This is a genomic window from Acinetobacter sp. UBA991 (assembly GCF_002292065.1).
GTDB lineage: Bacteria > Pseudomonadota > Gammaproteobacteria > Pseudomonadales > Moraxellaceae > Acinetobacter > Acinetobacter higginsii.
Genome location: NZ_DBBF01000022.1, coordinates 33,865 through 55,962, shown reverse-complemented (window position 1 = coordinate 55,962; position 22,098 = coordinate 33,865). Strand labels below are relative to the sequence as shown.

At 41.3% G+C, this 22,098-nt stretch carries 19 protein-coding genes; 9 read left to right on the top strand and 10 right to left on the bottom strand.

Translation table 11 applies throughout. The features are described from left to right. Positions 1-145: 145 nt before the first annotated feature. Positions 146-1,378 carry a tyrosine--tRNA ligase gene (tyrS, locus tag B2727_RS09010; RefSeq protein ID WP_096089485.1) on the bottom strand — a complete coding sequence of 411 codons (1,233 nt, stop codon included), beginning with the start codon at positions 1,376-1,378 and terminating at the stop codon, positions 146-148. A gap of 61 nt (positions 1,379-1,439) precedes the next feature. On the opposite strand from tyrS, the gene B2727_RS09005 reads away from it, so the two are divergent. Continuing rightward, positions 1,440-2,573 (top strand): anhydro-N-acetylmuramic acid kinase, encoded by a 1,134-nt coding sequence (locus tag B2727_RS09005; protein ID WP_033134280.1) that lies wholly within the window; start codon positions 1,440-1,442, stop codon positions 2,571-2,573. A gap of 49 nt (positions 2,574-2,622) precedes the next feature. Here B2727_RS09005 and erpA read toward each other — a convergent pair whose 3' ends face one another. The 5 genes from erpA to B2727_RS08980 all read right to left on the bottom strand — a co-directional run bounded on the left by erpA (position 2,623) and on the right by B2727_RS08980 (position 7,805). After that, a complete protein-coding gene (gene erpA, locus B2727_RS09000) occupies positions 2,623-2,958 on the bottom strand; it encodes an iron-sulfur cluster insertion protein ErpA (protein ID WP_004656878.1) in 336 nt (111 codons plus the stop codon). Positions 2,959-3,080: 122 nt separating this feature from the next. Beyond that, positions 3,081-4,085, bottom strand: a complete 1,005-nt coding sequence (locus tag B2727_RS08995) for a putative solute-binding protein (protein WP_004803366.1) — start codon at positions 4,083-4,085, stop codon at positions 3,081-3,083. A 289-nt stretch (positions 4,086-4,374) separates the two neighbouring features. Further along, the gene (locus B2727_RS08990) at positions 4,375-5,382 is read right to left on the bottom strand and encodes a putative solute-binding protein (RefSeq protein ID WP_004803364.1); all 1,008 of its coding nucleotides are present in this window, start codon (positions 5,380-5,382) and stop codon (positions 4,375-4,377) included. Between the two features lie 216 nt (positions 5,383-5,598). After that, a complete protein-coding gene (locus B2727_RS08985) occupies positions 5,599-6,600 on the bottom strand; it encodes a putative solute-binding protein (RefSeq protein WP_005201754.1) in 1,002 nt (333 codons plus the stop codon). 197 nt (positions 6,601-6,797) lie between these two features. After that, the gene (locus B2727_RS08980) at positions 6,798-7,805 is read right to left on the bottom strand and encodes a putative solute-binding protein (RefSeq protein ID WP_033134279.1); all 1,008 of its coding nucleotides are present in this window, start codon (positions 7,803-7,805) and stop codon (positions 6,798-6,800) included. 212 nt (positions 7,806-8,017) lie between these two features. Here B2727_RS08980 and abc-f point away from each other — a divergent pair, with 212 nt between their 5' ends. The 4 genes from abc-f (at position 8,018) to B2727_RS08960 (ending at position 12,407) form a co-directional block, all read left to right on the top strand. Then, positions 8,018-9,946: a ribosomal protection-like ABC-F family protein gene (abc-f, locus tag B2727_RS08975; RefSeq protein WP_033134282.1), complete on the top strand. Its 1,929-nt coding sequence runs from the start codon at positions 8,018-8,020 to the stop codon at positions 9,944-9,946. A gap of 342 nt (positions 9,947-10,288) precedes the next feature. Beyond that, complete coding sequence (locus tag B2727_RS08970; protein ID WP_005146304.1) at positions 10,289-10,846, top strand: VTT domain-containing protein; 558 nt, start codon at positions 10,289-10,291, stop codon at positions 10,844-10,846. Between the two features lie 243 nt (positions 10,847-11,089). After that, positions 11,090-12,247, top strand: a complete 1,158-nt coding sequence (locus B2727_RS08965) for a PepSY-associated TM helix domain-containing protein (protein ID WP_033134278.1) — start codon at positions 11,090-11,092, stop codon at positions 12,245-12,247. Continuing rightward, complete coding sequence (locus B2727_RS08960; protein WP_164467934.1) at positions 12,231-12,407, top strand: hypothetical protein; 177 nt, start codon at positions 12,231-12,233, stop codon at positions 12,405-12,407. Before B2727_RS08965 ends, B2727_RS08960 begins: the two co-directional genes overlap by 17 nt. Positions 12,408-12,439: 32 nt before the next feature. On the opposite strand, the gene gyrB is transcribed toward B2727_RS08960, so the two are convergent. From gyrB to dnaA, 4 genes are all read right to left on the bottom strand, one after another. Then, positions 12,440-14,908: a DNA topoisomerase (ATP-hydrolyzing) subunit B gene (gyrB, locus tag B2727_RS08955; RefSeq protein WP_033134277.1), complete on the bottom strand. Its 2,469-nt coding sequence runs from the start codon at positions 14,906-14,908 to the stop codon at positions 12,440-12,442. Positions 14,909-14,954: 46 nt separating this feature from the next. Further along, on the bottom strand, positions 14,955-16,037 hold the full coding sequence (gene recF, locus B2727_RS08950; protein WP_033134276.1) for a DNA replication/repair protein RecF: 1,083 nt from the start codon (positions 16,035-16,037) through the stop codon (positions 14,955-14,957). Positions 16,038-16,060: 23 nt separating this feature from the next. After that, positions 16,061-17,209 (bottom strand): DNA polymerase III subunit beta, encoded by a 1,149-nt coding sequence (gene dnaN, locus B2727_RS08945; protein WP_005201768.1) that lies wholly within the window; start codon positions 17,207-17,209, stop codon positions 16,061-16,063. A 90-nt stretch (positions 17,210-17,299) separates the two neighbouring features. Further along, complete coding sequence (dnaA, locus tag B2727_RS08940) at positions 17,300-18,697, bottom strand: chromosomal replication initiator protein DnaA (protein WP_004803339.1); 1,398 nt, start codon at positions 18,695-18,697, stop codon at positions 17,300-17,302. Positions 18,698-19,366: 669 nt separating this feature from the next. Here dnaA and rpmH point away from each other — a divergent pair. From rpmH to yidC, 4 genes are read left to right on the top strand one after another with little or no spacing between them, the layout of a single operon-like run. Beyond that, positions 19,367-19,501, top strand: a complete 135-nt coding sequence (rpmH, locus tag B2727_RS08935; protein ID WP_000831329.1) for a 50S ribosomal protein L34 — start codon at positions 19,367-19,369, stop codon at positions 19,499-19,501. A 27-nt stretch (positions 19,502-19,528) separates the two neighbouring features. After that, positions 19,529-19,924, top strand: coding sequence for a ribonuclease P protein component (rnpA, locus tag B2727_RS08930; RefSeq protein ID WP_004656857.1), 396 nt, complete (start codon positions 19,529-19,531; stop codon positions 19,922-19,924). 9 nt (positions 19,925-19,933) lie between these two features. Continuing rightward, positions 19,934-20,257: a membrane protein insertion efficiency factor YidD gene (gene yidD, locus B2727_RS08925; RefSeq protein ID WP_004803336.1), complete on the top strand. Its 324-nt coding sequence runs from the start codon at positions 19,934-19,936 to the stop codon at positions 20,255-20,257. Positions 20,258-20,259: 2 nt separating this feature from the next. After that, a complete protein-coding gene (gene yidC / locus B2727_RS08920) occupies positions 20,260-22,020 on the top strand; it encodes a membrane protein insertase YidC (protein WP_004803334.1) in 1,761 nt (586 codons plus the stop codon). Positions 22,021-22,098: the final 78 nt, after the last annotated feature.

Below are 22,098 nucleotides of genomic sequence, written 5' to 3'. Positions count from 1 at the left end.
TTTCACATCCAACACAACCCCCTTTTTTATTATTTTCTTTTGCATGTTTCTTTTTTCTACAAAATCAGTGTTTTCGTTGTTTTTATCAGCTATTTACGTATAAAAAGCAGGCTCATGGCCTGCTTTTTATTATTTTCATTTCGATTTAGTCAGTGAAAGTCACTCGTGCAATGGCTTTTTTACCTGATTGAATGATTAAAGTGACATTCTCTTTTACAGAGTAGCTCATATCAACCACATTCCAGTCAACTTTTACTGCACCACGACCCACGGCGTCTTTCGCTGCTGCTGCATTCGGGTTTAAGCCTGCAACACGAAGAATGGTTGCAATAAATAACTCACCACCAAACTCGCCACGAGAAATGGTCACTTCTGGGGTATCTTCTGGTACTTCGCCTTCAGTTACACGGTTACCTGCACTCTTATGTGCATTTTCCGCTGCTTCTGCATCATGGAAACGTTCAACCAACTCAAGCGCCAAGATACGTTTGATTTCCTGTGGGTTACGACCCGCTGCCATTTCATCAAGCAGTACTTTGATTTCATCAAGTGACTTGAAGCTCAATAGATCAAAATAACGTTCAATCAAGCTATCTGGCATCGACAAGATTTTTTGGTACATCGCACCGGGAGTGTCAAATACACCAATATAGTTGCCCAAAGATTTAGACATCTTATTCACGCCATCAAGACCTTCAAGAATCGGCACAGTAATACACACTTGCGATTCTTGACCGTAACGACCTTGTAGGGTACGACCCATTAACAAGTTAAAGGTCTGGTCTGTCCCACCTAACTCGACATCTGCCTCAAGTGCAATCGAGTCATAGCCTTGTACCAATGGATACAAGAACTCATGAATTGCAATCGGTTGATGGTTATTATAGCGCTTAGTAAAGTCATCACGTTCTAACATACGTGATACAGTTTGCTGGCTCGCCAATTGAATTAAATCAGCTGCTGTTCTTTGATTAAACCATTCCGAGTTAAAACGAATTTTGGTTTTATTTGGATCTAAGATTTTAAAAACTTGTTCTTGATAGGTTTTCGCGTTGGCTTCAACTTGCTCACGAGACAACGGCGGACGTGTTGCGCTTTTCCCAGACGGGTCACCAATCATGGCCGTATAGTCACCAATCAAGAAAGTAACTTCATGTCCCAAATCTTGGAAGGTTTTTAATTTATTAATTAGAACCGTATGTCCTAAGTGTAAATCAGGAGCCGTAGGGTCAAAGCCTGCTTTTACACGGAGTGGACGATTCTCTTTCAATTTTTTCAGTAAATCTTCGTCAGAGATAATCTCGTGCGTGCCTCGTTGAATGAGAGCAAGCTGTTCTTCGGCTGGCAAGAAATTTGACATCACAAAACCTAAACACATCAGTTATTCAATTTGTGCGATATACTAACATTTTTTCAGCATCTTGCAGGATAAGTTGTATATGAGCGCGATCTATATTGGTGTAATGACAGGCACGAGCATGGATGGTGTTGATATTGTTGCAACTTCATTCGACCCTTTAACGCTGCATGCCACGCTGACTGTGCCTTTTGAACTTGAATTACGCGATGAGTTGATGGCATTGACACTGCCTGATGACAATGAAATTGATCGTATGGGTAAAGCTGATGTTGCTTTAGCGCAAATGATTGGGCACGGCATTAATGAACTGATTGAAAAGAATAATTTAGATCGCACTCAAATTAAAGCCATCGGTTCACATGGACAAACCATTCGCCATCGTCCTGAGCATGGTTTTACCTTACAAATTGGTGATCCCAATATCATTACCGAAATCACGCAACTGCCTGTAGTGTCTGATTTCCGTCGTCGTGATATGGCAGCAGGTGGCCAAGGTGCGCCTTTGGTACCCGCCTTCCATCAAGCCTTATTCCTACATGACAGTATCCACCGTGTCATTTTAAATTTAGGCGGTATTGCAAACGTCAGTATGCTGCCTGCAAATAATTTAAACGGCGTATATGGCTTTGATACAGGCCCTGCCAATATTTTGATGGATGCTTGGTGTCATCGCCACACTGGACATCCTTATGATGAAAATGGCGACTGGGCGGCATATGGCAATCCAATTCGTTCTTTATTGGATCGTCTACAGAATCATGAATTTTTTGCCAAAGAACCACCGAAGAGCACAGGTCGCGAAGACTTTAATTTAGAATGGTTGGATGAGCAGCTCAGCGATTGGCGCAATGATCTGGAATATGATGAACTGGAAGATACGCCAGAGAATGTTCAAGCGACCTTAATGAAACTCACCACACGTGCGATTAAAAAAGCAATTTATCGTAGCAAGGAATGGATGCCGACAGGTGAAATCTATGTCTGTGGTGGCGGTGCCTATAACTCACATTTACTTGAACAACTCCGTTGGCGCCTACGTAAACATAATTGGTCAGTGCAAACCACGGATGCGCTTGGTCTAGCACCAACTTGGGTAGAGGCAACTGCTTTTGCGTGGTTGGCTATGCGCTTTGTACAACAACTGAGTGGCAATTTACCTGCGGTGACGGGTGCAGCAGGTGATCGTATCCTCGGAACAATAACCACGGTATAAAACAAAAAAGCTTCTCAATTGGAGAAGCTTTTTTTACATCAAAAATCGGTTAGATCGAGAACGATGAACCACAACCGCAAGTGGTGGTCGCATTCGGGTTTTGAACTACAAAACGAGAGCCTTCAAGTCCTTCCAAATAATCGACCACTGACCCAACAAGATATTGATAACTGAGGGAGTCAACCAGCATTTTAACGTCGCCATTCATAAATTCAGCATCATCTTCATTGATGCTTTCAGCGAAATTAAAGCCATAAGAGAAGCCTGAACAACCACCGCCTGTTACATAAACACGTAACATAAGATCGTTATTGCCTTCACTTTCGCGTAGTTGGCGAACTTTGTTAGCAGCACTATCTGACAATTCTAGAGCTTGGGCGTTCATGATGGATATTCCTCAGACTTCAATACGTCTTTAATAAATAAAAGACCTGATATTCAGTATAGCATACTCAATATCGGGTCTGTATTTGAAGTTTAAAGTGCTGTTAAAGACTTTTTATATGATTATTTGTAGTTCTCATCCTGTAAACCGCACTCAAAGTTTTTGGCATCTTCACGGCAACGGAATTGCCATAACAATTTCATCATGCGCTTGTCATAAATTCCTTTAGCGGTCAGATTAATACGTGCTTCACGCATTAATTTTTGATAGCCTGGTTTGTCAGAAGCAGGAACTTCCATCCAATATTTTTGTGGAATGTCTGCTTTCATTTTTCCAAGAATGGTAAATGCCCGTGGTAATTGTGCTTTCACCCATTCTCTTGACTTTTGGCCAAAACCAGCAGGGAATTTATCCGGATGAATGATTAAATTACCAGTTACTTGTAAAATTGGGTAATTCACAATCGCGCCTTTGGTTCCCAAGCCCTTATACAGTTCTAAAGGTTTGAACGCTGCCGCTGGCGCACCAATAATATCCACCTGACCATTGTTAAACTTCGCACCAAAGTTGGTGATATCTGAACTGACCGCTTGTGCACCGACTTGTGACGCCATAATTTTTTGGGCTTCGTCATAATCTAAAACGGCGATTTTCTTACCTGCCGCCTTGGCAACTGTATTGATATTACGGTCATTCACCAATAAATAGGCATCACCCACAGGAATAACACCAACCACCTCATATTTTCCATTCACCATCGCTTTGGCAAAGGTTGGGCTGGCTAAACCCTGCATCACTTTAACGGCCAATTTAAGGTCGGTAATCGCCCCGATTGCATCCAATGAACCCGTAAATTGGTTAAACTGACGACCACGCATTCCTGTGATACTCACGCCATCACATTTTCCTGCTTTAAAGTCTTCTGCAATGACCGCTTCATTGGTTCCAACTTTAAGCTCAATATCAGCGCCCCAAGTTTTTGCAGCGAGTTGATAATCCTTCATTAATGCATAAACATCGCCACTTTTGCCCACGATATCAAATACACAAATTGTTTGTTTTGCCTGAGTGCCTGCAGAGACCGCGGCGATCCCAGTCGCAAGTAATAAAGTTTTAAACCATTGCATGTTATTTTTCCTTTGCATCTATGCTGATTGTTGTTGCATCCCATCCAAAATCAAAAGACTGGCGGTATATCTCTAAATAGGGTTTACCAATGAATCATTGTTTTTAATACAGTCATGTTTAATCGTCCTGATTGAAACATCTTTTAAATCTTCAAGATTCCATTTGGTTTTTATATCTTTATATAATTACGATCTTTGCACATCAAGACAATGGCTTAAATGACATCTGCAAAAAAACAAAAAGCCTAGATAAATCTAGGCTTTAGGTCTTGATTATGGCGATTCAGGATTATTCACCTGGTAATGCACATTCAAAGTTTGCTTTGTCTACTGAACAACGTGCTTTCTTCAATACAGACATCATGCTTGCATCGTAAATACCACGTTTAGTCAGATCCATACGACCATCACGTAATAATTTTTGATATTTCAAGTTGTCTTCAGCACTCAAGTTCATTTTGTATTTAGCTGGAATTTCAGCTTCATAACGTTTGATCATAGCGAATGCTTTTGGAAGTTGCTTCACAAAGTAATCACGAGATTTTTGACCAAAGCCAGCAGGGAATTTCTCTGGACGAAGAACAAGATCCGCAGTCACTTGAAGTACTGGGAAGTTAAACATTGCACCATTTGAACCTAAGCCTTTGCTTAATTCTAATGGTTTGTAAGCATAAGCAGGTGCACCGACCATATCGACTTGGCCATTATTAAATTTAGCAGCAAAGTTAGAAATATCAGAAAGTACCGCTTGCGCGCCTACACGTTGAACCATGATTTTTTGTGCATCGTCATAACCCAATACCGCGAATTTTTTACCCGCTGCCTTTTCAATTGAGTTAATGCTCTTGTCACGTACGAAAATGTAAGCAGCGCCTAATGGTGCAATACCGCCGATTTCATATTTGTTACCACCCAAATTAGTGGTCATTTTGGCTGCATTACGTGCATCCAATACATAAGTAATCGCACGTTGTGCAACTTCATTGCTCGGTGCACCGCCCAATGAATCGACTGAACCTGCAAATTTGTTATATGGACGAGCACGCATTGCTGTCATCGCAACAGCAGCACATTTGCCCGCTTTAAAGTTATTGTCTGCAACCTGTTCATCCGTGATTGCAAGTAAGTTGACATCAGCGCCCCAGCCTTTCGCTGCGAGTGCCCAGTCTTGCATCATTTTGTATGATTCACCTGACTTTCCTAATAAGTCGAATACACACACATCTATTGCTGCTTGAGTAGAAGCAGACACACCAAAGATCGAAGTTGCTGCAAGAGCAAGTGCAATTTTTTTCATATTTTTCATCCTTTCACAAACTTTATGTTTGTCTCCTTGTTCGAAGCAAATATTAATCATGTTTTTTGAAAAAAAATAGAGCTTATACTCTATTTTTATGACTAGATTGTTTACTTTTTACCCTCTTTTATCTATTTCTATTATTTTCATAGGCAATTTTGTTATATATACCTAATTTTATGTATAGATTTAGATCTATTCAGTTATTCTCCTTTTTTATTCACCACTCAAAGTACACTCAAAGTTGGTCCGTTCAACCGTACAACGGGCACGCTTCAGCACATTCATCATACTCGCATCATATACGCCTTGCTTGGTTAAATTCATGCGTCCATCCCGTAACATTTTTTGATACCGGGTTTTATCTTCATTGGTCAAAGTAATCTTTTTGGCATTCATCCCTGCTTCTAAACGTTGCACCATGGCAAAGTTACTTGGCAGTTTATTCACGAACCATTGTCTAGACTGGGTTCCAAAACCACTTGGGAATTGTGCAGGACGAATAATCAGGTCACCGGTAATATTCACCACAGGGAAATTAAACAATGCCCCATTGGCCAAGCCTTTACTGATTTCTAAAGGTTTATAGGCATAGGCAGGCGCTGCAATCACATCCACCTGTCCGCTATTAAATTTTTTCACAAAATCAGAAATATCCGATGGTACCGCTACCAAATCGATGCTTTCTACAATGGCCTTCTGCGCTTGGTCATAATGTAAATAAGCGAATTTTTTGCCTTTGGCTTTTTCAATGGTATCGATCTTTTTGTCACGTACAAAAATATAAGCCAACCCAACTTGAATAATACCAGCAACTTCAAATTTCTCGCCGTTCATCGTTGCCGTTAAACGATGCTGATTACGTTTATCCAGTACATAGGTAATCGCCTTTTGCGCAATGGCATTGCTGGTCACAGCCCCAACTGCATCAACTGAACCTGCAAATTTATTATATTTACGGGCACGCATCGACGTCATATAGACCCCATCACACTTGCCTGCATCAAAATCTTTTTCCGCTTTTTCTTCGTCTTGATAAGGAATCAGTTCAACATCGCCCTGCCATGTTTTAGAAGCCAGCTTCCATTCCTCAATCAGTTTATAAGACTCCCCAGCCTTACCCAATAAATCAAAAACACAAATTTGTTGTTTTGCCTGTACAGGAGTGCTCATGACAAATAGAGCTGTAGCACTCAATGCCCAAAGTCCTTTTTTCATCTTGTTTTCCCTTACTTTGCTATTTTTGCACAATTTTCCATCAGCGCTTATTCAATATAGTCAGATTTTGACCAAAAGAATAGCGCTTTTATATACATATGTCGGGTTTTCATCTGTTTTACCCATCTGCATCACAGAATCAAATTCAGAGAGGGCTAGACATGAGTCAACGAGAAAACATGCTCTGTTATCCCGATTTACTCTCCGCCCAAACTACATTCAAAATTGGTTCGGTCGACCGTACAGCGCGCGCGTTTCAGTACACTCATCATGCTGGCATCGTAAATACCACGTTTGGTCAATCCCATACGTGCTTCACGCAAGATTTGCTGATAACGGGTTTTATCCTCGTTACTGAGGTTGATTTTATATTTGGCAGGTAATTCTGATTCAAGACGCTGGATCAGTGCGAAATTGGTATTCAGACGGCTTAGAAACCACGCTCGAGAGTTCTGTCCAAAATTGCTGGAGAATTTTTCAGGACGGATAATTAAGTCCATGGTCATGTTCACCGCCGGGAACGTAATAATCGCGCCCTCATTTCCCAATCCCTTTGACAATTCTAAAGGCTTATAGGCATAGGCAGGTGCCGCCATAATATCGGCCTGACCAGTATTAAACTTTTTGGCGATATCAGAGATATCTGCAAGTACGGCTTGTCCACCTAGGCTTTTCACCACGATCTTTTGTGCTTCGTCATAGCCAAGCACTGCAAATTTTTTCCCTTTGATTTGCTCAATAGTATTCATCTTCTTGTCTTTGACAAAGATATAGGCCAAGCCAATTTGTGAAATCCCTGCAACTTCATAGTTTTCATTATCAACGGTACTGAGCAAACGGCGTTGATTACGCTTATCCAAAGCAAAACTAATCGCTTTCTGTGCAATCGCATAGCTTGGTACCGCCCCAATCGCATCAATCGAACCTGCAAATTTGTTATAACGGCGCGCACGCATCGAAGTCATATAGACGCCATCACATTTGCCTTGTTCAAAGTCATTTTCTGCCAGCGCTTCATTCTGATAGCTGATCAGAAAGGTATCACCACGCCATGCTTTAGCAGCCAAGGCCCACTCTTCCATGGCCTTATAGGCTTCTCCTGATTTCCCCAACAAATCAAAAACACAAATTTTGGTCGCTGCATGTGTTTCTGTATAGCTCCCCAACACCAGCATTGCCCCCAATGCAAGAATTCCCTTGTTCATCCTTAAATCCTATGCTGCTACTTTTAATCTTGTTGCTTATTTTTCATATAATTTAAATAATAATCTGATTCGCGTCACAAAAATAGAGCTTTTACTCTATTTTATCATTGGTTGATCAGCTCAATTCGAACAACTTGATCTTAAATATAAAAATTTGCATTCATGGGCGATCACCTTAAAATGCAGCTATCTATTCGCTATTTTGCATGCTCATGATCCAATTTGACCAAGTTTCATTACGCCGTGGTGGGCGAGTTTTATTCCAAAAAGCTTCAATGCAGCTTCATCCAGGCTGGAAAATTGGTCTTACAGGCGTGAATGGTGCAGGTAAATCGACTCTATTCGCTGCATTCTTAGGAGACTTGGTTGCAGATGAGGGCAATCTGACCCGCCCCGCGGTCTGGACTGTGGCGCATATGGCGCAAGAAATTAAAGCCTTGGAAATGCCAGCAATTGATTTTGTTTTGTCTGGTGATGAAGAATATTGGGACATTCAAGAAAAATTAGCGCATCCTGATCAACTCAGTAATGATGATTTAGCTCGACTGCATGGCCGTTTCGATGAGATCCATGGTTATGCAGCGCCTGCCAAAGCAGCACAATTGATGGCAGGTCTGGGCTTTCTCGATCATCAATTAAAATTAAATGTCGCCAGCTTCTCGGGCGGGTGGCGCATGCGTTTGAACTTGGCGCGTACCCTTATGAGCCGTTCAGACCTGCTATTACTGGATGAACCGACTAACCATTTGGACTTGGATGCGATCTTGTGGTTAGAAGACTGGCTCAAAGCTTATGAAGGCACATTGGTCTTGATTTCACATGATCGTGATTTCCTCGATGCCATTACCGATCATATTCTGCATATCGAAAATCAAGAATTAACTTTATATACTGGTAACTATTCAACCTTTGAAACGACCCGTAGTGAACGCTTAGCGCAACAACAACAAGCCTTTGAAAAGCAGCAAGAAACGCGTGCGCATCTACAAAAGTTTATTGACCGCTTTAAAGCCAAGGCCACCAAAGCCCGCCAAGCACAAAGCCGAATTAAGCAGCTTGAGCGTATGCAACAATTGGCACCTGCACATATTGATACCCCATTTACCTTTAGCTTCCGTGAACCGACCAAAATGAGTTCGCCTTTGCTTAGCTTAGATGCAGCCACAATTGGTTACGGCGATAAAATCATTGCTGAAAAGATTCGTCTGCAAATCACTCCAAGTTCACGTATCGGCTTATTGGGGATGAATGGTGCAGGTAAATCAACGCTGATCAAAACTTTGGTCGGAGATCTGCCACTACTGGCGGGTGAACGTAAAGCCTCTGAACTACTCAATATTGGGTACTTTGCTCAGCATCAAATGGATGCTTTGGATGCCCATGCCAGCCCAATGCTGCAATTGGGACGTATTGCCGACAAGCACATCAGTGAAGCTGCTCTACGTGCCTTTTTAGGCAGTTTTGGCTTTAGTGGCGAACGTATGGATACGCCATGTGAGAGCTTCTCTGGTGGTGAACGTGCACGTCTGGCGCTGGCACTGATCGTATGGCAACGTCCCAATGTCTTGATTCTGGACGAACCAACCAACCATTTAGACTTGGATATGCGTCTGGCACTGACCATGGCGCTACAAGACTTTGATGGTGCAGTGGTACTGGTTTCACATGAACGCCAATTGATTGCCAGTGTCTGTGATGACTTGTTATTAGTGCATGCAGGTCAATGCACAGAATTTGCAGGTGATCTACAAGACTACGCCAAATGGTTACGTGAAGCGCGCCAACAACAGATCAATGCACAAAATGCATCACAACAGCAAAGTACAACCACCCAAGCCCCTGCCGTAAAAGTAGATAAGGAAGCACAACGTAAAGAAGCAGCTCGTCGCCGTGAAATGACGCGTCCAATTCGTAAAAACATCGAAAAAGTCGAAGCTCAAATTGAAAAGGTTCAACCACGCTTAGCTGAGATTGAACATGCTTTAGCGGATAGTGCCTTGTATGAGGCTGAGCGCAAAAATGATTTGATCAAGCTAATGAATGAGCAAAATGAGCTCAAAGCGAAATTAGAACAGCATGAAGAACAGCTTTTAGAGCTGATGATGGAACTTGAAGAGCTGGAAAGCTCTTTTGCAGATTAAGCTGCCAGCTGATTCATACACAGCTCTGTTTGAGTGTGTATGAATCACAACGTTTAAGGTCATTTATTTAAACAGAAGCATCCCATTTATGGCCTTAAAAGATGCTTTGGATACTTAAAAACACTATGAATAGCATGAAAAATGTCATGAATTTGTCGAGAATTTAAGATAAGGTAAAAATTGGAATTTTCTGAGAAAATTGAGCTTTAGGCTCAGGCTCGATATACTCAGCTGCCACTGTTGTAAATTTATAAGTGACGAATGAATCCTGAGGGTTAAATTCATTTCACATTTTTTGTACTTTAATTTGGTGAGTACTCTATTTTGGATCATACAAACTGAATGAATTCTTTAGATTTTATTTTTAATTTTGAACATATTCTACCAGTCTTAGTTCAAGAATATGGCTTATGGATTTATTTTATCCTTTTTCTGATTATTTTTTCAGAAACCGCTTTTGTTTTTATGTTCTTCTTACCCGGAGACAGTCTGTTACTCACTGTTGGTGCATTATGCTCTGTGGTTGAAATCATGCATCTTGGTTATATGATCAGCTTACTGTTCTTTGCAGCAGCACTGGGCTATATGGTGAATTACCATATAGGCCGTCATTTTGGCGATCGTATTTTCAATGTTAAATCACGCTTTATTAAGCAAGAATATTTGCAAAAAACCAATGTGTTTTTCTTAAAGCACGGGGGGAAAACCATCCTATTGGCTCGTTTTATTCCGTTTGCCCGTTCATTTGCGCCCTTAGCAGCAGGTTCAAGCAACATGAATTATAGCCATTTCGTTGTGTATAACATCTTGGGTGCATTACTGTGGATCAGCGTGTTGGTGACTGCTGGATACTTGTTTGGTCATGCGTTGATTCAAGTGAGTGACTTTGTCGAAAATTAACAAGCTCTTTTGCTGACAGCAATCTGATTATTCATTCATTTCAAGCTTAAATAGATCATTGATAGGTAGGCGATTTCATCGACTACCTTTTTTTAATCATTTTATTCAGTCTAAGGTTTCACGTGGAACGTAAAAAACAATAGTAAATAATAATGAAAATAATTATCAATAAAAATAAAATCAGCTTATAAAAAATCTAATCACCAAGGAATCCATGTGCAAAGCCGCATGGGAAAATCAGTTATGAAGCAAACAGCAACTGCCATTAAAAAAACCAACTCGCGCTGGTTTCGCATTAACTTATGGATTCATCGCTGGGTCAGCTTGGTGATTGTAGTGCCCTTTGCAATTTTATCCATCACTGGGGTTATTCTGATTTTCCATGAAGAGATTGATCATGCACTTGGGGTCGAGCCTACGGCTCTACATTCTTCTTTACAACAGCAACGACCGCTAGCGGACTCAATCGCGACCGCACAGAGAACCTACCCTACCGAGCAGATTATCAGTACAGGCTATGACCCCGAGCATCATCCTGGTGTACTCCTTATCGGGATGGCGAAACCTGAACAAAGCTTTGAACAAGCACGTTGGCTGTTTGCAGATATTGGTTCTGCAACGCTGATTGATCGACCAAATGAACGAGATACTTTGACTGGCTTCTTACTGGAACTGCATGCCAACTGGTTTCTAGGTTTTATTGGACAATTGATTGGGGCACTGATTGCTTTGTTAGTGTTCTTATCTTTGGTTTCTGGCTTGGTGGTCTATGCGCCTTATGTGAAAAAATTCTTTTTGGGCATTCTTCGTTTTAACAAGGGACAACGTCTATTACAGCTCGACCTACATAATTTAATTGGCTCTGCAATCCTCGGTTGGGCCTTGGTAGTGACCTTAACTGGATTTCTACTGGGTTTTGGTACGGTTGCAATTGGAGTTTGGCAAATGACTGAACTGAAAGCCCTGCAAGACAAATATCAGCATGCCCGTGTGATTCATCCAAATTTAAGCATTGATCAGGTCTATGCGGCCGCTCAGAAAGGTCAAACAGATTGGCACCCCACCAGTGTGTTCTACCCAAAAACAGAATACGCCACCCAAGGTCACTATATGGTGTTACTGCAAGGCAATGAGGGCTTAAAAGAGAAGATGCTAAAAGTCGCCTTGGTCAATGCAGAAACAGGACAAGTGGATACGGTTGAAGAATTACCCACCTATCTGAAAGCCATCTTACTGTCACAACCACTGCATTTTGGCAATTACGGTGGTATGCCCCTCAAGATCTTATGGAGTCTATGTACCTTACTCACCTTATTTATCACTTTAAATGGCGCATGGTTATGGTGGGCAAAACGCCAACAAAAAGGCTTAAAAGGAATCAACAATGCAACTGTGGAATAAGTTAAGTATCGTATGGCTGTTGGCTTTATGCAGTATTTTAGGAATTGTTGGCATGCTGCTGATGGATGGTATTGCAGATGTTATTTTTTTGATCATCACCCTGCTGCCCTTGTTAGTTGCAGGATGGAGAGCTTATCTTTTACAGCGCGGTAAAAGATAAGCTCTTTTATTGGGTATTAATGCCTAAACTAATTAAGCATCAATATCTGCATTTAAGGCATTTTCTTCAATGAAGGCACGACGCGGTTCTACATCATCACCCATCAAGCATGAGAACATACGATCAGCTTCAATCGCATCATCAATGGTCACTTGCAACATATTACGGTTTTCAGGATCCATCGTGGTTTCCCAAAGCTGCTCTGCGTTCATCTCACCCAAACCTTTATAGCGTTGGATCATCATACCGCGACGTGAGTCTTGTAAAATGTGCTGCCATACTTGATGGAAGCTCGTGACCTGAATACGGCGATCACCTTTTTGCAGATAAGCCCCGTCTTCCAGCAACTTGAACCAGCTCTTCGAGTTCTTCAGTAAACGCGCATACTCAGCAGAATTTAACAGACCAGCATCTAATAGATACGAATGCGGTAAGTTATGCACGTAGACGGTGACGCGTGGCCAATAATGTGCTGATTTCTCGCCCTGCGCATTTTCACGCTCAAACGCTTCTAATGTAATCTCGGGACGTAGGCTTGGTTGTAATTTTTCAATTGCAGCACGTAATTGCTCTGCCCATGTTTCAACATAGTCGCGTTCATGGTTGTGATCTGTTTTAAATGCATCAAGCTCAAGTAAACCATCCAACAAACTTGCAGGATAACGTTGAGTCAGGCGTTGTAAGCTTTTTTGTGACACTTGATAGTCGGCAATAACACTGGCTAATGCAGCCCCATTAATCGCAGGTGCCTCAGCGCTGACATGTAATGCAAGTTCATCAATCGCATTGGAAATCAAGAAGGTTTCCAGTGCATCATTGTCTTTCATGTACTGCTCATGCTTACCTTTCTTCAACTTATACAATGGCGGCTGTGCAATATAGATATAGCCACGCTCAACCAATTCTGGCATTTGACGGAAGAAGAAGGTCAATAACAAAGTACGAATATGTGAACCATCCACGTCCGCATCGGTCATGATGATGATTTTGTGATAACGTAATTTGTCTGGATTATATTCTTCCCGACCAATACCACAGCCCAAAGCGGTAATTAAAGTACCGACTTCTTGGCTTGAAATCATCTTGTCAAAACGCGCACGTTCTACGTTTAGAATTTTACCTTTCAACGGTAAAATTGCCTGCATTTTACGGTTACGACCTTGTTTGGCACTACCGCCCGCAGAGTCACCCTCGACCAGATACAGTTCAGACAATGCAGGATCTTTTTCCTGACAGTCTGCCAATTTACCCGGTAAACCGGCGATGTCTAGAGCACTCTTACGACGGGTCATTTCACGTGCTTTACGTGCTGCGTCACGCGCACGTGCTGCATCAATAATCTTGCCTGCAATCGATTTTGCGGCTTGTGGATTTTCCAGCAAATAAGCTGAAAACTCTTTGTTCATTGCCTGCTCTACTGCAGGTTTCACTTCACTCGACACCAATTTTTCTTTGGTTTGTGATGAGAATTTTGGATCTGGCACTTTCACTGAAATAATTGCAGTTAAGCCTTCACGCGCATCATCACCTGTGACAGCAACTTTTTCTTTCTTAAGAATATTTTCACTTTCAAGATACTGGTTTAAACCACGAGTTAACGCAGCACGGAAACCTGCAAGGTGTGTACCACCATCTTTTTGTGGAATATTATTGGTAAAGCAACGAACGTTTTCTTGGTAACTCTCATTCCATTGCAATGCAACTTCAACGGCAATACCACTATCCGTATCAGCGGTGAAATGGAAAATCTCATTTAAATGGGTTTTACCTTCGTTAATGTATTTAACGAATTCAGATAAACCGCCTTCATAATCATAAACATGTTCGAAGTTTACACGTTCATCACGCAATACAATTCGCACGCCTGCGTTTAGAAAAGACAGTTCTCTTAAACGGCGAGCCAAAATATCGACATTAAAAATGGTTTGGCTAAAGGTGAGTTCACTCGGCCAGAAACGAACCGTTGTACCCGATGTATCGGTTTCACCTACAACTTTTAATGAATATTGCGGATCACCATGCGCGTATTCTTGTTCATGGATTTGGCCAGCACGGTGAATGGTCAAATGCAATTTTTTAGATAGGGCATTTACAACTGAGACACCTACACCGTGTAAACCACCCGACACCTTATAACTGTTGTCATCGAATTTACCACCTGCATGCAGAATCGTCAGAATCACCTCTGCCGCTGACACCCCTTCTTCTGGGTGAATATCGGTTGGAATTCCACGACCATTATCCGAGACACTCACCGATTCATCTTCATGAATCGTCACGATAATCTCGTCACAGTGTCCTGCTAAAGCTTCATCGATGGCGTTATCCACCACCTCAAACACCATATGGTGTAAACCTGTACCGTCATCGGTGTCACCGATATACATGCCAGGGCGTTTACGAACCGCGTCTAATCCACGTAATACTTTAATACTAGAGGAATCATAAGCCTTTTCATTTGTTTGTTCTGTTTGAGAGACTGATTGAGACTCTGAACTCATGGTTACTCCCTAGTAATATTGATCTATTGAAAGATGAAAAATAAAATTATGGTGCAGCAAGACTGACTTGACCGTGAACAACGTGGAATAATTGAAAAGAAATCGACAAATCCTGTAAGTGTTTTAATACCGACACATGGTCCAAGGTGGTCATAAAAACTTGACTTCCCAACTGACTCAATCGCTCAATTAAACGTTGTTGTGCAGTCTCATCTAACTCTGCTGTCAGATCATCTAATAATACCACAGTTTCCTTGTTACTCGCATGCAGCATTGCAATTTGTGACAGTTTTAATGCCATGATTAACAACTTTTTTTGCCCGCGAGAGAGCACATCATCGGCATTACCAAACGGCGTTTTTAAACGTAAATCAGCGCGATGCGGACCGTACTCGGTATAACGTCGATCGAGGTCTTTTTGATGCTGCTGAACCAAGTCCTGCAATAGACCTTGCTCAGGATGAAAACCCGGATTGTATTCCAGTTCAATCTCAAGATTAGGTAGAAGTTGCTTTAAATCCTCATGGAAAAACTGGTTCCATTGCTCAACAATACTGACCCGTTGCGAATGCAGCATTTCACCATAATCACTGAGCATTTTATTCCAAGGCTCTAAATCAGCCAAAGTCAGATTGCGCCGTGTCTTGAGCAAACTATTGCGTTGTTTGAGTGCCCGAGAATAATATTGCCATGCAAAATAAAACTCAGGTTCCACGTGGAACATTAACCAATCTAATAACTGTCGCCGAGGCTTTGCACCATGGTCAATAATATCAGTACTCTGTGGATCGATATGCTGTAAAGGCAATAATTTTGCCAGTTGACCTTGAGTCGCAATAGTATCGCCATTGACCTTAATCACCTGTTCGCCCGAAGCCAACTTTTGCATACCAATACGCTCACTGGCAGATTGTGCAAATACAATTGCATCCCCTGCATCATATTGGATGTAATGTTTTGGAATATGGGTACGAAATGAACGACCTGTTGCCAGTAAATGTATGGACTCGAGAACTGAAGTTTTTCCAGAACCATTTGCGCCGTAAAAAATATTAAACGGTTGCAACTCATGGAGTGCAACCGTCTTTAAATTACGTACACGTTCGATATTTAAACGCGTGATTTGCATGCTTTAAAACTCAAATCTCGCCATTAAACTCGCATTGGCATCACGACATAGGTTTGATCAGGATGCGCTGGATCTTGAACAAGCACCGATTGATTGGCTTCACTCATGCTCATTTTCACATCATCACCATCCAGTACACCCAACACTTCAAGAATATATTGTGCATTAAATGACATTTCTAGAGGGGCATCTTGATATTGAATTGCAATATCTTCTACCGCTTCATCCTGTTCTGGGTTATTGGCACGCAACTGCAATGAATCTTGATTAAAATTCAAGAAAACACCACGAAGTTTTTCATTACTTAAAATAGCAACACGCTGCAACGACTGTTTAAACACATCATGTGCAATAAACACATGCTTATCCCCATTTTTTGGAATGACACGGCGATAATCAGGGAATTTCCCATCAATTAACTTCGTCGTGAAACGAACCGTAATATCACCCTGCTCTTTATCACGGCTTGGCGTATTAATGGTGACGTTCAACAATTCACGTCCAATCAATAAGGTCAATTGTTCATCTTCAAGACTCAGTAAACGTTGTAATTCACCTACGGCTTTACGCGGAACAATGGCCTGCATCGGCGCTGCTGCTGTTGAAGAAGCCAACACCTCACACAAGGCTAAACGATGTCCATCAGTGGTTACTGTACGTAATTGATTTTGATCAATTTCCAACAATGTACCCGTCAGATAAAAACGGACATCTTGTACAGCCATAGCAAAAGCTGTTTTTTCAAATAATCGCTTCAATTCGCGCTGCGTGACCTGAACTTGTGTACCCTGACTATTTTCAGTAGTTAACAATGGATAATCTTCCGCAGGAAGTGTACCCAAAACGAAACGGCTATTGCCCGATTTTAAAATACAACGTTGATCTTCAGTAATTTGCAGATCAATCAAGGCTGCTGTCGGAAGAGATTTACAAATTTCGACCAGTTTACGCGCAGGAACCGTGGTTTCACCCGCTTCCAAGCAAGCACCTTCTGCTAACGTAGTGCTGGCAACCAATTCAACTTCCAAGTCAGAACCTGTAATGGTTAAAGCCTGTTGTGTGGTTTGAATTTTAACGTTTGAAAGAATATTCAAGGTATGACGGCGTTCAACAGCCCCCACCACATGGGATAAAACATTGACTAAACTTTCTTTAGCGATTTTCAAACGCACGATTTTATTCCTCTTACAACAGAAGCCGATATGAATGTTAGCAGTGTACTATGCTGCACTTAAAAATAGTTTGCAACTCTGAAAAATAGATTAACTTTGTAACAAGCGCAGTAAATTTTTATAGTCTTCATTAAAAATAGGGTCTTCTTCACGCAAGCTGACCACTTTTTCACAGGCATGCATCACTGTACTGTGGTCACGACCACCAAAAGCCATGCCAATTTCCGGGAAACTATCCCCAGTTAATTCACGTGCCAAACCCATGGCCAATTGACGTGGGCGTGCATAAATACGGGTACGTTTTGGACCAATCAACTCTTTTAATGGAATTCGGAAGTATTCACTCACCACCCGCTGGATATTTTCCACGCTAATGGTACGTGCACGAATCGCCAAAACATCTTTTAACGACTCGCGTACGACATCTAGGTCAATGACAGTACCTTTGAAACGTGAAATCGCCACCACTTTATTCAGAGCACCTTCAAGCTCTCGCACATTGGCAACCACTTGTTGTGCAATAAACAAAGCACAGTTTCTAGGTAAATCAACACCACTATTTTCAGCTTTTTTCAGCAAAATCTCGATACGGGTTTCGATATCTGGTGGTTCAACCCCCACAGATAAACCCCATGAAAAGCGAGAAACTAAACGTGGATCAAGTTCAGTCAATTCTTTTGGATAACGATCTGAGGTTAAAATAATTTGTTTAGATTCATCCAATAAAGCATTGAATGTATAGAAGAATTCAACAAGACTTGCTTCTTTTCCTGCGAGCAAATGAATATCATCCACCAACAATAAATCTAAAGAACGACAATTTTTCTTAAACTCTTCAACCTTACCTTTTTGTAATGAACTGACAAAGTCCTGTACAAAACTTTCCGAAGTCATATACATCACACGTGCATTTGGCTTGGCTTGTAATAGCGCATTGCCCACGGCCTGCATTAAATGGGTTTTACCCAGACCTGTTGGACCATACAAAAATAAAGGGTTGTGTTGCGAAGCGCCTAACTGCGTTAAAACTTTACGGCAGGTTTCAGCAGCCATTTGGTTAGAACGGCCTTCAACAAACAAAGAGAAGGTAAATAATGGATTGAGTTGTCTTTTCTTCGGTATTTTAGTGACATTTTGACTGGGTTGAACCAAGTCAGATTCTTTTTTTACTTTTGTTGGAACAGCAACAGGCGCACTACTCAACGCTGCTGTTGTGGTTGCAGGTTGCTCATTAGAAGACAAAATTGTCCCAGGACGTGAATCAACCAGAATTTCAACCTGACGAACTCGGCCTTCCGACAATTGTTCCGCAAGAATAGAGATCAGTTCTAAATGGTTATCTTGAATATAACGCGTCCAATAGGGGTTCGGTGCGTATAAACGCATCACACCATCAACCTCTTCAGCAACCAAAGGACGAATCCACATCGCAAAGACGTTATCAGATAGCTCTTGTCGCAAGCGAGTTAAGCAGTCTGTCCAGAGCATGTGCATCCCCTATATATCCATTTTTTAAATTCAAAAATAAAAAACCGTCACCCCTCATCTTTCAAAGGGGTCGCCATTCTAACCAAGTTATCCACATCTGTCAGGACAATTTATGGGACTTTTGCTGAAAAAGACAGCATTCGTTTATAAATTTAAATTTAAAACCACATGTGCATAACTTTTTGCACAAGCTGTGGATAGTTTTAAGCTCAAAGTTATCCACAAACTATAAAATTGATAAAAACATGCTTATCCACAGCATAACTTTATGTTTATTCATGAAAAAACATCACTTTCCACAGAATAAATGCGCCCTAATAAGAATAAATTTAAATTTTAAAATTTGAATTTACTTATAGGGTTCACTCGAATTGTGGATAACTGAGCATATCGAAATTTAAATTCAAAATCCAAGAATTAAATTTAAATCAGAAGATGGATTGTTGATAAGCTTGTTTGTAAGCTGTGAATATAGACGAATACTGATATTATTTAAATAGATAGCTTGTGTATATTTTTTGTTTTCAATAAAAGCATATAACTTCGAGCAGTTTTATTGCTTCAAAACAGAACAAAGAAAATGTAAAGTTTTTGATTTTTCATTGACAGCGTAAACATTGCGCAATAAAATCGCGGACCTTTATAGAAAGATCATTTTGGAGTTTCGAAATGAAACGTACTTTCCAACCATCTGAATTAAAGCGTAAACGCGTTCATGGTTTCCGCGCTCGTATGGCTACTAAAGCAGGTCGTCAAGTTTTAGCTCGTCGTCGTGCAAAAGGTCGTCATAGCTTAACTGTTTAATACTGTTAAGCTGACCAGACTTGGGTGATGACACTTTACAGTTTCGGCACTGAATCTCGTATTCGTTGTGCCGCTGATTATAAAAGTGTATTTGATGGTGCGCTTTTTAAAGTGCATCAGCCCCATTTCCTTTTTTTAGCAAAATTAACCGAACAGCCGAAAAGCCGTTTGGGTATTGTCGTTGCTAAAAAAAAGGTGCGTCGTGCACATGAACGAAATCGAATAAAACGTCTTGCTCGGGAGAGCTTTCGTTTACATCAAGCGCAATTTAATGCTGATATCGATATTGTGGTGATGCCTAAAGTAGGTATAGAAGCAATCGCAAATCAAGAATTACATCAACAATTAGATTTTGCTTGGCAAAAATTACAACGCTTAGCAAAGAAGCATTCCAAAGTCGTTGTGACATCCCTCCAAAATTAGAGATCTCCAATGGTACGTTTACTGCATTGGTTGATAAGATGTTACCAAATCGCAATTAGTCCATTATTGGGTCCTCGTTGTCGCTATATTCCCACTTGTTCGCAATATGCAATCGAAGCCTTGCAGACACATGGCGCGGTCAAAGGTGTATGGTTATCGACTAAGCGAATTTGCCGTTGTCATCCTTGGGGTGGGTCAGGCTATGATCCTGTGCCTCGTAAAGCACTTCGTTTTATTTCGTTTCATCAAATAGATTCTCAAATGCATCACGTTGCTGTACCCTTTCGTGATCGTTTATTCAAGCAAAATCTCTCTAACCATTTGGGATTATAGATATGCAACAATGGGCCAGATTTGCAATTCTTGGAGCCATGTTTGTTACCGCATATTTGCTTATTTTGGCTTGGCAAAAAGATTATGGTCATGCTGCACCAGCACCGCAACAACAAGCGGCTGCTGTGACTGCACATGAAGTATCTGCAGATTTGCCAAATGCTCAAAATGCAACAGCGGCTTCAGACTTGCCACAAGCAAATGTGACTGCATCACAAGCCACAGAACATAATACATCTGTGAGTCAGCAACTGATTTCAGTACAAACTGATCTTTATCACCTGTGGATCAATCCTAAAGGTGGTGATATCGTCCGTATTGAATTGTTAAGCCATGATGAAAGCAAAGACAGCGACAAACCGTTTGTCATGCTGGAAAGCGATGCGAAACGTACTTACGTCGCTCAATCTGGTTTAATTGGTTTAAATGGACCAGATAGCAGCCGTGGCGGTCGTCCAATGTATGATGTTGAAAAAACAGCATACACATTGGCAGATGCGAAAAGCGTTGCGTCGAAAGATGGTAAAACACAGCAAGTGTTGACTGTGCCGTTGGTATTTAAAACACCTGAAGGTGTGGAAGTGATCAAATCGTTCACCTTCACGCAAGGCGATTACCCAATTACCGTTAAACATCAAGTCATTAACCGCAGTCAGCAAAGCTGGCAAGGTCAAATGTTTGGTCAATTAAAGCGTGATAATTCGGATGACCCAGGTAAGTCTTCACAAGGTATTTTCACCCTGGGTACTTATCTTGGTGGCGCTTGGGGTACACCAGATGCGCATTATAACAAGTTAAAATTTACCAACTTTAATGACGAAAAATTAAATGTTGAAGCCAAAGGCGGCTGGGTTGCCATGGTTCAGCATTATTTTGTGAGCGCATGGATTCCTGGGAACTTAAAACTCACTCAGGCCGATGGTCAGCCATATAATGCAAAATTAGAGTCACGTCAGTCTACGGACGGCATGAATATCATGGGCTTCACTTCTCCAGTGATCAATGTACCTGCAGGTACATCAATGGAAGTGGATGCTAAACTGTATTCAGGTCCAAAAATCCAATCTGAACTCAAAGACTTAGCTGCTGGTTTAAACCAAACTGTTGATTATGGTTGGTTATGGCCAATTGCGAAATTATTGTTCTTGGGCTTGCAATTCTTCCATAACATTATTGGTAACTGGGGCTGGTCAATTATCTTATTGACGATCTTGGTGAAGTTGATTTTATGGCCACTTTCTTCAAAAAGTTATCGTTCGATGGCGAAAATGCGTGTGATTGCACCAGAAATGCAACGCATGAAAGAAGAATTTGGTGAAGACCGCATGCGTTTCTCGCAAGAAATGATGGCATTATACAAGCGTGAACAAGTCAACCCATTGTCTGGTTGCTTACCGTTGCTATTACAAATGCCGATTTTCTTAGCCTTGTATTGGGTATTGATGGAATCAGTTGAACTCCGTCATGCACCGTGGTTAGGCTGGATTCAAGATTTATCTGCGATGGATCCATGGTTTATCTTGCCGTTGATCATGGGTGTGACCATGTTCGTTCAGCAAATGTTGAACCCACAACCGACTGATCCAATGCAGGCAAAAGTGTTCCGTATCATGCCAATCATGTTTACGGTATTCATGTTGTTCTTCCCTGCGGGCTTAGTGCTTTACTGGATCGTCAACAACAGTATTACCATTTTGCAACAATGGTTTATTAACAAAGGTGTCGAAAAAGACCGTCTCAACAAGGTTGAGCCGAGCGCTTAAGTTCGAACTTTTACTGAATAAATCCGCTTAAGATGGTAATCTTAGGCGGATTTTTCTTTGTCTGTATTGAGTGGTTGA